This is a genomic window from Nostoc sp., assembly GCF_036919595.1.
GTDB lineage: Bacteria > Cyanobacteriota > Cyanobacteriia > Cyanobacteriales > Nostocaceae > Nostoc.
Window position 1 is genome coordinate 1 of the sequence record NZ_JBALCO010000169.1, and the last position, 14,962, is coordinate 14,962.

At 40.2% G+C, this 14,962-nt stretch carries 17 protein-coding genes; 7 read left to right on the top strand and 10 right to left on the bottom strand.

The features are described from left to right. Window positions 1-76: 76 nt before the first annotated feature. Window positions 77-484 (bottom strand): VOC family protein, encoded by a 408-nt coding sequence (locus tag V7K21_RS25900; RefSeq protein ID WP_335178298.1) that lies wholly within the window; start codon window positions 482-484, stop codon window positions 77-79. Between the two features lie 77 nt (window positions 485-561). On the opposite strand from V7K21_RS25900, the gene V7K21_RS25905 reads away from it, so the two are divergent. Next, window positions 562-1,065 (top strand): DUF4385 domain-containing protein, encoded by a 504-nt coding sequence (locus tag V7K21_RS25905; protein WP_335178300.1) that lies wholly within the window; start codon window positions 562-564, stop codon window positions 1,063-1,065. 72 nt (window positions 1,066-1,137) lie between these two features. Further along, a complete protein-coding gene (locus tag V7K21_RS25910) occupies window positions 1,138-1,338 on the top strand; it encodes a hypothetical protein (RefSeq protein ID WP_335178302.1) in 201 nt (66 codons plus the stop codon). A 36-nt stretch (window positions 1,339-1,374) separates the two neighbouring features. On the opposite strand, the gene V7K21_RS25915 is transcribed toward V7K21_RS25910, so the two are convergent. From V7K21_RS25915 to V7K21_RS25935, 5 genes are all read right to left on the bottom strand, one after another. Then, complete coding sequence (locus V7K21_RS25915) at window positions 1,375-1,569, bottom strand: DUF433 domain-containing protein (protein ID WP_335178304.1); 195 nt, start codon at window positions 1,567-1,569, stop codon at window positions 1,375-1,377. Between the two features lie 89 nt (window positions 1,570-1,658). Continuing rightward, a complete protein-coding gene (locus V7K21_RS25920) occupies window positions 1,659-5,087 on the bottom strand; it encodes a CHAT domain-containing protein (RefSeq protein WP_335178306.1) in 3,429 nt (1,142 codons plus the stop codon). Between the two features lie 101 nt (window positions 5,088-5,188). Next, the gene (locus V7K21_RS25925) at window positions 5,189-6,208 is read right to left on the bottom strand and encodes an aldo/keto reductase (protein WP_335178308.1); all 1,020 of its coding nucleotides are present in this window, start codon (window positions 6,206-6,208) and stop codon (window positions 5,189-5,191) included. A 168-nt stretch (window positions 6,209-6,376) separates the two neighbouring features. Beyond that, complete coding sequence (petJ, locus tag V7K21_RS25930; protein ID WP_335178310.1) at window positions 6,377-6,712, bottom strand: cytochrome c6 PetJ; 336 nt, start codon at window positions 6,710-6,712, stop codon at window positions 6,377-6,379. A gap of 55 nt (window positions 6,713-6,767) precedes the next feature. Next, window positions 6,768-6,992: a hypothetical protein gene (locus V7K21_RS25935; RefSeq protein ID WP_273766817.1), complete on the bottom strand. Its 225-nt coding sequence runs from the start codon at window positions 6,990-6,992 to the stop codon at window positions 6,768-6,770. 191 nt (window positions 6,993-7,183) lie between these two features. Here V7K21_RS25935 and V7K21_RS25940 point away from each other — a divergent pair, with 191 nt between their 5' ends. Beyond that, on the top strand, window positions 7,184-7,984 hold the full coding sequence (locus V7K21_RS25940; protein ID WP_335178312.1) for a histidine kinase: 801 nt from the start codon (window positions 7,184-7,186) through the stop codon (window positions 7,982-7,984). Between the two features lie 338 nt (window positions 7,985-8,322). Here the strand turns inward: V7K21_RS25940 and V7K21_RS25945 are convergent, their stop codons facing one another. From V7K21_RS25945 to V7K21_RS25960, 4 genes are all read right to left on the bottom strand, one after another. Then, entirely contained in the window at window positions 8,323-8,514 is a 192-nt protein-coding gene (locus V7K21_RS25945; RefSeq protein ID WP_335178314.1) for a YqaE/Pmp3 family membrane protein, read from the bottom strand. Between the two features lie 127 nt (window positions 8,515-8,641). After that, window positions 8,642-9,040, bottom strand: a complete 399-nt coding sequence (locus V7K21_RS25950; protein ID WP_335074204.1) for a phage holin family protein — start codon at window positions 9,038-9,040, stop codon at window positions 8,642-8,644. A 249-nt stretch (window positions 9,041-9,289) separates the two neighbouring features. Beyond that, window positions 9,290-9,670 carry a 2Fe-2S iron-sulfur cluster-binding protein gene (locus V7K21_RS25955; RefSeq protein ID WP_335178316.1) on the bottom strand — a complete coding sequence of 127 codons (381 nt, stop codon included), beginning with the start codon at window positions 9,668-9,670 and terminating at the stop codon, window positions 9,290-9,292. A gap of 13 nt (window positions 9,671-9,683) precedes the next feature. Next, the gene (locus tag V7K21_RS25960) at window positions 9,684-11,840 is read right to left on the bottom strand and encodes a Tex family protein (RefSeq protein ID WP_335178318.1); all 2,157 of its coding nucleotides are present in this window, start codon (window positions 11,838-11,840) and stop codon (window positions 9,684-9,686) included. A gap of 466 nt (window positions 11,841-12,306) precedes the next feature. On the opposite strand from V7K21_RS25960, the gene V7K21_RS25965 reads away from it, so the two are divergent. The 4 genes from V7K21_RS25965 to V7K21_RS25980 all read left to right on the top strand — a co-directional run bounded on the left by V7K21_RS25965 (window position 12,307) and on the right by V7K21_RS25980 (window position 14,955). After that, window positions 12,307-12,645, top strand: coding sequence for a hypothetical protein (locus tag V7K21_RS25965; protein ID WP_335178320.1), 339 nt, complete (start codon window positions 12,307-12,309; stop codon window positions 12,643-12,645). 1,012 nt (window positions 12,646-13,657) lie between these two features. Next, the gene (locus V7K21_RS25970) at window positions 13,658-13,900 is read left to right on the top strand and encodes a hypothetical protein (RefSeq protein ID WP_335178322.1); all 243 of its coding nucleotides are present in this window, start codon (window positions 13,658-13,660) and stop codon (window positions 13,898-13,900) included. Window positions 13,901-14,181: 281 nt separating this feature from the next. Continuing rightward, window positions 14,182-14,565, top strand: a complete 384-nt coding sequence (locus V7K21_RS25975; RefSeq protein ID WP_335178324.1) for a small multidrug resistance protein — start codon at window positions 14,182-14,184, stop codon at window positions 14,563-14,565. Between the two features lie 33 nt (window positions 14,566-14,598). Continuing rightward, window positions 14,599-14,955, top strand: coding sequence for an EamA family transporter (locus V7K21_RS25980; protein ID WP_335178326.1), 357 nt, complete (start codon window positions 14,599-14,601; stop codon window positions 14,953-14,955). Window positions 14,956-14,962 lie beyond the last annotated feature (7 nt).

Genomic DNA, 14,962 nt, shown 5'->3' on the forward strand with positions numbered 1-14,962 from the left:
TTGGTATCCAGGTACTGTGGCGAGGTTGGTTAAAATTACACGATCTCTGTGAGGGTTGGCAGCTTGCAAAAGAGACTTAACGGGAAAAGTCAGGACGAGTGACTGGGCCATGAGCGATCGCTATTTTATTTTCTCTGATCACTGTCACCGCGCGATCAAATAACTGCTGCTCGATGTCAAAGGCTAGATGGTACGCTCTGGTGAAAGTCTTTTCGGGGTCTGGATTTGGTGGTGATAACTCTGGTTCCCCAAATAAATCCAGTATCGTTCCATCTGGGGTAATGAAGTTGGCTACTTTCCCAGATGCGACAAGTTCCACCAGAGTTGCGGGTACTTCGTCGCCTGTCAGTTCGTGCAAACCCAGGATTGTGCCATAAAAGTAGCGGGAAGCTTGCATATCCTGGACGTTGAGGGCAATGTGATGCACTTTACGCAGATTGCCCGGAGCAAGGACACTGTTCACGGATTGGGTGCTAGATAGCATAGTAAAACAAAATTTCCCTACAGAGATAGAAGCTCGACTTCTTTCTTAAAGTTTATTATTTATAATAAACACTTCGCATGGCTTTTGATTATTCTTTAGACTTTAAAAATCTCGATTTTCGCCAACATCCTGAACTCTATCGTGTTGGCAAGGGTGAGCAGGGTGTACTTTTGGTTGAACCATACAAATCAGAAATTCTTCCCTATTGGCGGTTCAAAACTCCTGATATTGCTAGAGAATCGAGTGAAAAAATATACGAGCTTTTTCTTGATTATTTAGAGCAAGATGATTTTGTCGGCGCAGATATGGCAAGGAAGTTTATCCAAATGGGTTATACTCGCTCTCGTCGTTATGCTAATCATAAAAGCGGCAGGAAGTATAAAAAAAATTCGGAAGATTCTAGTTACAAAAAAGAGATTCTTCCTTATGAAGTAGACTCAGTTAAAGCGGAATCAGCAGCAATATTTAAAGCCAAGTGGGTAGAAGCAAAGACAAATGACAAATATCTCCAGCTTTTAGCCAAGCATAAACAGATGTATGAGAGCATCTCACCTTTGCAAATAAATACACCTGGTGATTAGAAATCGCGGCTAGACAAACGAAGTCCGCCTGCGCGGACTCAGGAATTTGAAACCCACGGAGGTGGGTTTTGTTTGTATAGCGGCGAATTCCATTCGCCAAAGCGAGTCTTTGAGGTGGATGAACGAGTATCTGAGGTGGATGAACGAGTATTTGAGGTGGATGAACGGAGTTCTGAGGTGGATGAACGGAGTTCTGAGGTGGATGAACGGAGTTCTGAGGTGGATGAACGGAGTTCTGAGGTGGATGAACGGAGTTCTGAGGTGGATGAATGAGTCTTTGAGGTGGATGAACGAGTCTTTGAACTCCGTTCACGTTTTCAGGGCTAGCTTCAGAAACGCTGTTGCCTGTGCGCGGCTCACTGTGGGAAAATCTTCTAGAAAGTCGTCAAGGCGATCGCCTGCTTCGAGATAATCAACCAATGTTTGTACTGGTACGCGAGTTCCATAGAAAACGGGTGTACCAGAAAGGATGTCGGGAGAAGTTTGTATTAGTTGAAGTTCCATATCGCATCTGGCAGTGTGATATTCAGGGATTGCATAAGCTGGTTACATTGTTAGCAATTAATTTAAGAGTAACGCGATCGTATTTCCCCTTATCCCTGCACTTCAAATTGACTGCGGTCAAACAACCACCCATCGCCGACAATTTCCTCTAAGCGTTGATTGAGTCGGGGGAGGAAATATTCTGGATCATTTAGCCGTTGCTGGGTAAACCAAGTAATATTAGCTTCTTGTCTGTCAATCCCTTGGGCTTCTGCCAATGCTATCATCATCCTGCTACCAAGAATCTGGAGTTCCTTAAACAGGGGATGATCTTTGTTTAGCTGACCGTACAAAAACAAAGTAGTTGCTGTTAGCAAGGCTTGAAGTTCATTTCCTTGAGGTAAAGACTGATAGAGATGAGCGAATATCCTCATTTTATCTGGTAAGGGTACTTGAATGTTGAGACAGAGCCAAGTCGCTTGAGCAAAGTAAATTAAACCTTTGCTTTCATCTGCTTCACCTAAATTAGTTATTACTGTAACCAAATGCCTATAAGCTCGAATCTTTACAAATAACTGGAGTGCTTGTAGATTTAAATCTAACTGTCTGTCTTTATCTCCTGTCTTGCCTGCAATATAAGCAAGATTTGTCAGAATTTCGGCTTGAGATATAACATCACCAATACTCTGACTTATTTTTAAAGATTTCTGCCACACAGACACCGCTCGTTCAATGTCCCCAAGGTCAGCGATTGCCTTTGCTATGTTGTTCAGTATGGTGGATTTACTACTGAAATCGCCAACAGATTCCAATAGCTCTAAATTTTGCTCGTATAAGAAAAGCGCTCGTTTAATATCTCCTTGTTGGGCTATTACTCCTGCCATGTTCTGGAGAGTTATAGCTTTTCCTCGGATATCAGTAATGCGCTCACTTATTTCCAAAGACTGCTGGTACAAGAAAAGCGCTCGTTCAATGTCTCCTTGTTGGGCTATTACCCATGCCAAATCGCCCAGAGTTCCAGCTTTTTCCCTGGCATCATCATCAGGGCAAAGGTCTAAGGCTTGCTGATAATGAACAACAGCATATTCAACAAAGCCTAAAAAGTATTCAGCACGGGCGATTGTTCCGAAGATACGGTAGTCATGAAAAACTGCCAAAACTTGCTGGCATAGCTGTAAAGCTTCCAAAAAGCGACATTTGTTATGCCAATCAGTAGCAACAATATCGCTAACTTTGACAGCAATCTCCTGTTCTCCGGCTAGTAGCCCTAAGCGCAAAACCTCCAATGCTTGTTCGTCGGTACATGACTGATTGGTGTCTTCCCACCAAGCTTGATGGATTTTCCTCACACCTTGCTGTCGCGTTACTTGCCACTCTTCCTCACTCAACACTGATTCCAGCAACGATTCTAAAATTGTTGTCACCCGATAATTAGCTGGCTGGTTGGGATGAGTGGTGGCAGACTCAACTAGACTGAGGCTGGTTAGCTTTTGCAGAAAAGAGGCAGAGGGAGAAATGGCATTGATGATTTCAACAGTAACGGGCAAATTAAACACACTCAACTGTGCAAGAAACTTTTTTTCTTCCGGTTCCAATGCATCCAGCAGAGTTTGTGCCAAAATATTTTCACGGAATTCTTTCTCAGTCGCCTCCAGCCTATTCAGTAATTCATCCACCGCTAGTTCTGGTTGCTGAATTACCTCTAACAACCACTTCAACAAGCGGGGATTACCATCAGCAATCTTAATAATCCGCCGAGTTCTTAACTGTTGCCTAACTTCTTTATCTAAAGGAAAGCAGATTTTATCAATATCACTGCTGCTCATCCCTGCTAAAGATTCCAAATGCAGACGATGAGGTGGCAAAGTGTCTGCTTTCAAATAGCGACAGGTGACAATCAGCCGACTTTCTGCCCCGGTTTCTGCCAATGCTGCACAAAGCGCCCCTAAAATTTCGTAAGCCTCTGCCGTCATCCGCAGTGAGCCATCTTCAATGTTAGCTGTGGGGATATTCTGCTCAAAGTCATCCAGCACTAACAGTAAGGGTTGGTTGTGTTCTTTTTCTATTGCTGTAAAAAAGTTTTGCAACCGTCCTTTAAGAGACACCTTTGGTTCGTTCAAAAGTGCAGGCACATCTGCAAACCGCTCAAACTTATTAGAAAGCTTATTCAACAAACCTATTTCATCCAGAGGCCCAATCAACACGACTCGCGCAAAGTTAGAACGCTGCACTTCCACCCGTGTACATAACCGCGCCGCCAAGCTACTTTTACCCAGTCCCCCCATCCCCGCAATAAACACACCAATTTGATTGCTAGTTTCCCGCAATGCCTTGAGACACCGTTGCAAATGCCGCCTGCGTCCGACAAACTCAAATTGACTGGCAACCTTAACTTGATTATTCTCATCGAGAAATTCTTGCTCTGGGGCTGTCAACTTCAGCTTTTCACGATTTCTTGTTCTCAGCGCTGTCACCAGTTGGTTAATAGGGCGCGTATCCCGATACATCCGCAACAGATGCCAGTCGGTGCATTCTTTGTCAATCATCTCCTGCTGCGCTGCTTTGACTGCTTCTTCAACTGTTGCTCCCGTCGCCAAAGCTTGATAAAGTGCCTGTGCCGCTACAATACCCGTGCGGTCAAATACCGGACGCGCCCAGCCTAAAACTATACCTGCCCCCGCCTTCACCAATGCCTGCGCCATTGAGGGTACTGTCCCCTGGTTAGAAACCTGTCCCGTATGACAACCAGAGAGAAAAGTTACACGCGGCCAGCGTCCGCGAAAGGCTTTAGCTAAATCATTGACGGTAGTAAGTTGCAAATTCCCCACCTCATCTTCAGTAATGAAGCAGGGGGTATTGTCTGGCAGTGTTGCACCTTTTGGCAGCAAATAGCCGTAATCTTTTTGGGTGTAAATTATCCCGTGTCCCGTGAGGTGAAAGACATCAAAATAGTCTTCTGGGTAGGATTTCACCAAGTTGGCTAACTCCGCAACTGAGCCGCTTTCCTCGACAATCAACGCCAAAGGCTGATCCTTAGTTGCTTGCAAAATGTTCGCTTCTTCCTGCTCAAACCCTAGTGGTGGAACTCTGGGATCTTCAGGAGAAGTCGCCATGAACAGCAACCGCAATGGACGATTTTGCACGCCAATCACTGGGGTTTGACGCTGCTGCACAGAACGCACTGGTAAGACGGAAATATTTTGACGTTGCAGTAAAAACCCTGCACCATCATCTAGCAATTCATAAGGTAGATGTGCCAATCCCAACGCTACCCGTTCTGTTTCCGGGTTCAACCCCTTTGCTTCGCTGGTTTGAATCAAATCTAGAAGAATCGTTTGCTCATCCGCCTCATCCACCGCCCTTCTCAGCCATCCTTCTTTACCATCCAGCCATTGATAAAGTTGTCGTCCCAACTGGGTGAGATAGGGTAGATAATCTTTTTGTTGAGGATAGTAATTTTGCTCACACAAATCAATCAGCGCTCGCTGCCAACTGCGTTTTATCCAGGCGACGTGAGCCATAATTACAGCGCAGTTCAAAAGTTTGTTGTTGACTGAGGGCGAAGGTGAAGTTTAGGGGCATGGCTAACAGCAGTAGTTTCCACAGTAACCTTCACCGTATTATCACCCAATTCCTGAAATTATCGCCGATATTCGTCGCCGCAATCGCCGATTAACTGGTACAAATCGCGTGATTGGCGAGATACTGCATTGATGCGATCGCGATCGTCAGCATCTAGACTAAAACTAAATACTTTGGCGTTATCTTCTATATGTTCAGATACACCAAGTCTGGCACCAACTATCACACCGCCCACAGTTGGCTGATCTAAAATGTAACGCACTGCCACGTTGGAGATACTTACCCCATGCTTATTAGCAATTTCCTTCAGGATAGCTAGCAACTCTTGAAATAATTGCCAACCACCCCAACCATCGATCATATTTTTATATTTTTTCAAACTAGCAGTGGACAAATCAAATCCTCGCGGTTCCGATTTACCCAAATAGTTTTCTGATAACAAACCGCCGCACAGTGTACCGTAAGTAAAAAGCTTTATGTCATGCTGTTGACAAAACTCCACCATATTAACTTCAGGACGGCGGTCAACAAGCGAAAATTGTACTTGGTTAGAAACGATTTTGATACCCGCTTCGGTAATAATCTTTAAGTTTTCCGTGTCAAAATTAGTTAAACCTAGATGCTTAATTTTACCCTCAGTCTGAAGTTCTGCCATATATTTGAGGGCATCCAGATAATTTTTATCCTGATATTCCCACCAGTGGAATTGGATCAAATCTAACGATTTCACATTCATCCTTCTCAGAGAAATATCAATATTTTCCTCAACCAGTTTTTTCGTCATTTTACCTGGACGAGGCACCCATTTTGTAAAAGCTTGTACCTGAGATAAAGCATCTTTCCCACGAGTATCAATTAGTTGACAGCGAAACTCACCAATAAAGTCTTCTGCGGGCCCATAATGGTCTGCTAAATCCCAAGTGGTAAAGCCTGCATCTAAATATTTGAACATAGTCTCAATAGCGGCTTGGGGATTTATCTTTCCGTGTCCGCCGGAGACTTGCCACATACCATTTAATATGCGGCAGATGTTCAAATCGGGAGTGAATTGGAGACGACTAGCTGCGGGTAAGTTCATTTTCAAGTTAGGAGTGACAAGTTAGGAGTTAGGAGTGAGAAAAGTTAATAATTAGTGAGTTGACAAGCAGGTTTTTACAGCCTTTTTAACTTTTCTACTTTATTATGAATGATTTAGGACTGCTAGAGTTAATAACTACTAAAGTCTTAACTCCTAACTCCTAACTTTTTAACGCCAGCCTTTTTCAGCTTGTTCGAGAACGTAAGCAGTAACATCTTGAATTTGCTGTTCAGTGAGACGCTCTTTATAGGCTGACATATTATTTTTACCATTGGTTACTATAGATGTAACTGCCTCTATTGAATCCATACTATACTTTTTCAGCGCTTGCTTTTTGAGATTTTTACCTCGCCTAACTATGTTACCGCCGTTGATATGACAACCAGCACAATGAAAACTAAATATTTGTTCACTGTTAACTGTATCTGCTGCACTAGCAGGCAAAGTAAAAGTACTGATTAATAACAAAAACGTTATTAATACTAATGTGAGTAATTTTTTCAATTAACTTCTCCCGATTTTGACATCCTGGTTGTAGGCATAAGTGTCATAACCAATACTATAGGGATTCAAAGTCAGTTGTAAATCCAGCAAAATTTGCACAATCTTCTTGAAAAGCTTCTGCATCACTAACATCCTCAATTTTATAGGACATGATGCGCGTACCATCTGGCATTTTTTTAGAACCAATCAATTCACCTTGATATTTCTGAGCGATCGCTTTAAATTCAGTACCATAAAGCTTCCAGGCATCACCTGAACAAGTAATATTTACTCGCCACATATTTTCCTCCCAATTACTACCAATAAATATTCATCATCTCACAAATGGTCAACATGCTACACATCACCTCCTTAGGGCAGTTATTTTCTATCTAAAGGAAGTGCCTAGCTATATCAGCCTACGCCATAATATGGGTGTGGGAACATGCCTAGAAAATTTTATCCAAATTAGTAAAATCCCAAGAGTTGAAAATGCCTAACAATATCAAACAACAAATTCAAGCAGACCTGCAACAAGCTAAAGAAACGGGACAATTAAGAACTGATCGGATTCGAGAAATTGTCAAATCCGCAGTTTATCAAGTAGGTTCTGAGTTTAAACAAGGTTCTACTGAGCTTCGTAGTCTTGTTAGAGATGCAGTTTCTGCTGTAATAGAAAACTTCCAAGAAAAAGGTAGCGAACTAAAAGATGAAGTGACAGCTTCGATTGAAGGAGCGCTGGAAGGGATTAATAGCAAAAGACACGAAAGCATTGCTCAAACTCAGATAGATATCAAGCGGCTACAGGCTCAACTGGATGGTGAAGAAGAAGAACTACAGCAAGAGATTGATGTAATTTTGGCAGAGATTGAAGATACGAGTAAGCAAGAACCTGCTAGTACCAAAACTGCAATTGATTCTGCTGTCAATGCTATTAAAGATAGTGAAGAAGTAGGATTGTTAAAGAAGCGTTACGCGCAACTGCAAGCGCAGTTAGCGATTGTCCGAGCGAATTTAGCTGCACGCTATGGCGGACGTTCTATGGAAGTTCAAGATTATCTGGACGAGGCTAAACACTGGTATGATAAAGCTCGTCCGCAAGCAGAATCTATGGCTGTACAGGTAGAACAAAAGCGATCGCAGCTAGAAGAACAATTAGGTGAAGCTGGTACATCTCTAGCGAGAAAAGAGCGCCAAATCAAACAAACGTTGAGGCAGTTACTCTTAACGGCGGCTGACTTGTTCAAAGAGAAGCAACCTGCTAATAAAGAGCGGGATACTATTCATAAATAGACTAGACTGCTTTTTCACAAAAACCCTGATACATATAATTTTTCGTAGGGGCACGGCATGGCCGTGCCCCCACCAACGTACTTCTATAATTATTAAAGACTCATTTTTCGTAGGGTGCGTTAGCCTTTGGCATAATGCACCATTTGATAAGCTAAAAAATATCTAAATTGCTTGAATTAAATTAAACTATTATCGGGTGTGCAAGATACACACCCTAATTATGCAACTTAAATTTGGAATATCTTATAACTTTTAGTTTTGCTAAAAAGTGAAATGGTGCGTCACAGCTTTAGCAATAACGCACCCTACTTAAGATTTATTCAAATTAATCTTAAATATTAGTAAATACGTCCCTCTCCATTAACTTGTTCTTCATGCTTGGCAATCACCCAAATTGCATGAATACTACCAGGTAGCCAACCTAGAACTGTGAGTACAATGCTAATAATTAAGGTTGGCCCAACTCCAACTGTCAGGAAAACACCTAAAGGAGGCACTAACAAACCTAGAAGAAAACGAACTAATTTCATGATGTTACAACTTTGTGATTTTGTTTAGTTACATTCTTTTGAAAATGCCGAATTAGGAAATCCACCTTCGGATATTTTCTTTGGAGTAGAGACGTGATGAAATTGGTATTTCTACTCAGTTTAATATTTATCTAGAAGGTAATTCACCTTGATTTTTTACATCACCACTGCTGGCTAAAAGATTTTTTTCAACAAAGTAGTTGTTAATGAAGGTGTTAGCAAAAGTTAGAATCACTGGACCAAGAAGGAAACCGATAATCCCGCGAACTCCGAATCCAGGAACTAGCACTGCTGCTAACCAAAAACAAAAACCGTTGACGATGAGCGAAAATGCTCCAAATGATAGGAAGTTAAGTGGTAAGGAAAGAGTAGACAGAACTGGTTTAACTGAACCGTTAATCAGACCAATTATTAAAGCGGCAATCAAAGCTGCGGGGAAATTAGCAATATTAACGCCTGGAACAACTAAATCAACAATCAACAGGCTCAAAGCTGTAGCTAGCGCGGTTAATAATGGTGTTAACATTTTTCTGACCTAATCACTAAAGATTTTTGGTTTGTAACTTCTGATCTCATTTTTAACTATGTACTACGTTTCAACCTCTCTTGCAAGGTAGAATTTGCTTCTATCGTTAGGCCGATCATTTTGAAAACTATAGGGATTCTCATATAGTAGATGCAATACAGAGTAGGGGCGCATAGCTATACGCCCCTACTCTGTTAGGACTTACGCAAAAGAGATCCCCCAACCCCCTTAAAAAGGGGGCAAAAGATTCTAGTTCCCCCCTTTATCATGAGGGTTAGGGAGGATCGAGGTTTCAGATTTTCTGGACTCAGGCTTATAGTAAAGGGCTGATTTATACAAGACTTTTTCTTGATGGGTTTCTAAAGTGCAATCAGACAAGGGGTAAGTTACACAAGTAACAACATAACCAGCCTGTATTTCAGTTGAGCGCAGAAATTTTTGCTCACTTTGATCAACTTCACCGCCAATCAGTTTGGCGACACAGGCAGAACATTCACCTTGCTTACACCCAGATGGTAGGCGGATACCAGCATCTTCTGCCATATCCAGAATATATTGATCATCTGGTACTTGAATGGTACGATCTAACCCAAGTGTAGGATTGATGAATCGAACTTGATAAACTACCATCTGCTATTTCTAATTATTGTTTAACTGCTTTTATCGACAAACTAATCCGCTTGAGTTTCTCGTTGATTTCTAACACCTGCACTTTGACTACTTGTCCAACTTTGACAACTTTGTTGGGATCGTCTACAAATCGATCAGCAAGTTGGGATATATGCACTAAGCCATCTTGATGTACGCCAATATCGACAAACGCGCCGAAGTTGGCGACGTTCGTGATGATTCCTTCTAGTTCCATTCCTTGCTTTAAATCCCTGATTTCCTTAATTCCTTCTTTGAAGGTGGCATACTTAAACTCAGCACGGGGATCTCTACCTGGTTTTTCTAGTTCGCTAAGAATGTCGCGTAGTGTGGGTTCGCCAACGCTATTAGTAACGTATTTCTTCAGGTTGGTCTTTTTGAGTTTTTCGGCAATTTGTGTGACCTGATTTAATGGCACATTTAGATCAGATGCGATCGCTTCTACTACAGAATAACTTTCTGGATGCACAGCTGTATTATCTAATGGGTTGTCACCGCCGCGAACCCGCAGAAAACCCGCAGCTTGTTCAAAGGCTTTTGGCCCCAGTTTCGGAACTTTCAAAAGTTGTCGGCGATTTTTAAAGGCTCCATGCTGGTTGCGCTGGGCGACAATATTATTGGCAACTGTTGCCGTAATCCCAGAGACGGAAGTCAGAAGTTCTTTGGAGGCGGTGTTCAAGTCTACGCCGACGTAATTAACGCAGCTTTCTATAGTGTCATCCAATTTCTTTTTCAACAACTTCTGATCGACATCGTGCTGATATTGTCCCACACCAATGGATTTTGGATCGATTTTCACAAGTTCCGCTAAGGGATCTTGTAAACGGCGACCGATACTAATGGCACCGCGCACGGTAATATCTAAATCGGGAAACTCTTCCAGCGCTACAGTACTTGCAGAATATATAGATGCGCCAGACTCATTCACCATCACCTTAACTGGTTTGCGTTCTATGGTTTGTAATACTTGCGTCACAAACTCCTCTGTCTCGCGGGACGCTGTACCGTTACCGATGGCGATTAACGCAATCTTGTATTTTTCAATCAGATTTTTGACAGTTTGTGCAGCTTTGAGTCGTTGTTCAGCAGCTTGGTGGGGAAAAACCGCTTGGTATTCCAAAAATTTCCCTGTTTGGTCGAGGACTGCAACTTTACACCCAGTTCTAAATCCAGGATCTATCGCCAATGTAGGTTTCATCCCTGCTGGTGCAGACAGCAGCAACTCCCGCAGATTAGTTTCAAATGTCTTGATTGATTCTATATCTGCATAAACTTTTTTCTCAAAAATTACCTCTCCCATTAGAGAGACTTTCATCAAACGGTTAAATGCATCCTTCAACATCGCTTGATAAAAATCTCGAATTGTCCGAACTTTGGTTTTAATTTCTTTCGACTCAAGATAATAAAGTACCGTATCTTCATCAAAAGCAATTTCAAAGCTTAATATTTTCTCAGTTTCACCCCGACACAACGCCAGCATATTGTGGGGTGCAACATTTTTTACCCTAATTTGATAGTTACGGTACATCTCAAATTTAGTTGTACCTTCGGGATAATCATTTTTGATGCGGGAGACGAATACCCCTTCTTCTAAAAGATAATTGCGGATATATGCCCGTAATTCCGCTTTTTCAGCCACTTCTTCCGCTAAAATATCAGCAGCACCTTTGAGCGCCTCTTCTGCTGTTTTTACTCCCTTACTTTCAGAAATATACTTAGCCGCTTCTTCCAGTGAAGCCGTTGCAGCATTTTTCACATTTAGCGACTTGATGAATTCCGCCAGTAGTTCGAGTCCTTTTTCTCTGGCGATGGTAGCGCGAGTGCGTCGCTTTGGTCGATAGGGTAAGTATAAATCCTCAAGTTCAGTTTTTTGTAAGCAGGATGAGATTTTGGCTTTGAGTTCATCTGTAAGTTTACCTTGTTGGACGATCGCACTTAAAATCACCGATTTTCGTTCTTCCAGTTCTGTTAAATAAGTATATCGATCAGCCAATTCACGTAGCTGCACTTCATTCATCTCATCAGTGCGCTCTTTACGGTAACGTGCAATAAAGGGAATTGTTGCACCCTCCGCCAAAAGTTCCAGCGCGTTTTGCACCTGATGGGGTTTAAGGTTTATTTCAGTTGCCAGTAGTTGAGGAATGTTCAGCATTAAGTGTCTAAAATGAAAAAATGAAAATGCTACTTCTAAAGGTAATATGCTAGATCCTTATCCTGGCGCAAGGCCAAAGTTTTAAGCTAATTTACCAGATGATTGCTCACAAGAGGATAATTAGTGAAATAGACAAAACCTACCTACGCAAGTTTTAAACCTGATGAATCCGCGTAGTTAAACGAGAGTTTGTATAGCATAGCGCAGCTCTGCTGAGTCGCGAAAGTGGCACAAAAAACGTCACCGTCTATTCTGCACTTTTGCACTTAAAGCTTGCTGGGCGTAGCCACCCCTACTCTTAAAGCTTGCTACACCCAGCATTTACCACAAATGAAAGAGTTATTCACTAAGGTTTTGGGTGGTTCATCTGTCGGAATGATTATTCAAATTGGTGTAATATACGACGTTGCCTAATCTTAACTTTCTATAATGTTTATTTCGAGTGACTGTTGTGGTTAAAACCTGATTGGATGTAATATTAACCCCAATTCCAAAAACAATTTCAATTTGTTTTATAAGCACAACAACTTTTAGTTCAGAGGTTAGTAAGATGCCTTTGTCTTTCTTGATACCACTGTGTACTGCTTTAGCCACTGGTTACTTCTTTAAAAAGAGTACTGATGAAATTGCATATCTCGCAGGTGTATTTGCAGCCATTAGCTTTATTTTAAGTTTAGTATTAGCACCCTGGCAGATTCAGTTTGGATTGTTAATCATTGTCTTAATCATTACCAACAGACTTTTGCAAGAAAATGAGTCCAAACAAACTGAAGCTACAAGAAAACAATCTAGAGAAATTAACTAATATCAGCTACCACGAACTAATTTTTTCTCAGCTTTAAACTGCTGGAATTTATCAGACAGTTAACCTACTAATGTGCTTAAAAACGGAGGTTGGTAATTTTTTGATTAGAAATTCTCCTGCGTGAGTATAGCCTTGACCACTTTAGATTTATCTTTTTAAATGGAATATTTTCTAATAATGGCAAGCTTAATCTTCTAATCTAGCCTATGAACGTTATGGTTAGGTTAAATATTACTAAAGTTTTATGTATAAACTAACACTAATTTTTGTAAGTATACTTAAAAATCATTTTATGATCGAAAAAACTTTGATACTAAGATTCAGAAATAGGGTCTTCCAACTTACTGAAACTCTGAATTAACTCTCAACTAAGTTTTGTCTGAGATATCTGAATTTGATGATTTTCGTGGATAAATAGAAAACGATTCAGACTCTCAGTTAGCAATTGCAATTTTTGATGTACTAAGTGTATTTATATAATACAAAAACTATTACTTGCATTGTTGTCCAGGTTTCAATTCTGCTTTCTCAAACTCTTAGCTTTGCACTTCTAGGGTCTGATACTAAATCGCTACTACAAGTTTATTACCCAGAAACTGCTGCATAAATGTACAAATCCTTAAAAATAAAAATTCATCTACAAGAAAGTTTCGATTTAATTTCGATTTGATGAAGTTTTTGTTTAAGTATATTTTGTGAAAATGAATTTTTGATGAAGTATGCCGATAAATTTGTAACACCCTTTTATCGTGGTATTCTAGTAAGTAATTATATGTAATAATATATTTGAAATAAACCTCTATTAAAAATTACATATAATTGAGATTAAGAACAATTAAGCCTAATACTAAGTAATGTAAAAACATCTCAAATCCGCTTAAAAAGATTTATACAGCAGCATAGAACTGATGGAAGTTAATGAATGGATTAATCAAAAATTCTGGCAATCCATTTTTATTCTCTTAGCTCCATCTATTGAACATGCGGATCGAATCAAAATTCAGCATGAGTGATGTCTACGACGGGCTATTCAGCGTCGTGGACTGCTAAATTTTGTCCACAAATTTGTGGCAAATCTTTGAATTTTCCCTATGTCTGCATCCACTATGACCTAGATATTGCGATCGCATCAAAAGTAGTCTTAAAGCGTAACTGGCTGATATGGAAGATTTCTGCAATTCACAGTTGGGCAAAGCCTAAATTGATTATGCCAATTACCAAGCAAAAAACTGCTTTGTATGGGAGTATAACCTAGTAAACTAATTTAGCGTGTTCTAATTTGATTATATATGATGCTGTCATAATACAGCAACCATCCTGCAAGCTACATAGTATTTAGTTGCTAACTATAGAACATGAGCTTCAACGGTCATTTTGATATCAGTCCCTTTAACATAGCCTTCTTAATTTTGTTGTCTATTTACTGAAGTGGAGGTTGAATTGCATGGAAAGTGTAACCGAAATCCGAAACGTTCAAAACAACGGGCTGTTTACTGTCCGCTTCATACCTCTTATCTTGATTGAGGCAAATGTACGATGAAATCTATCTTACAAATTTCAAACTTTAAAATAATTCCTTATCTCATCTTGTTTATCAGTATTTTATTTAGTATTTCTGGGCAATTGCTGATGAAGCATACCATGAGCCAGATAAATGAGGGACTATTTACTTGGGTATTTATTGAACAATTAGCATTAGCTATTAGTGTTTATTGCTTAGGAATAGTAAATTGGATATTGGCTCTGCGCTCTGTAAAATTGAGTATTGCTTATCCACTGACTAGTTTAAATTATGTTGGTATATTTTTAGGGTCATACTACTTTTTTGATGAGGTAATTACACTAACTCGAATAGCAGGAGTAATCACTATTTTTATGGGTGTTCTTTTAGTGGCTATTCCACTTAAAAAGTCTATATAAATTTATAGTTAATTTTACAAAAACTCTTGAAAAATGAACATAATTACTTGGCTACTTTTAATATTTGTAGTTTTATTAGGAACAACAGCTAACCTATCACTAAAGTATGGACTTTACATTTATAGCCCTACTAAAGGAGCAAGCACATCTATCCGAAATCTGTTATTCTCTCGTTATTTTTTGATTTGGTTTATCTGCTATACATTTATGACTATATTGTGGCTTTATGTATTGCGGACAATTCCTTTGAGTCAAGCATTTCCAGTTCTAGGATTAATGTATGCACTTATACCGATTGCCTCCCACTATCTCCTAAAAGAGCAGGTTGTATTTAGCCAATGGTTAGGAATTTCTATTATCATAACTGGTGTCATTCTTGTTGTAAATTAATAGCTAA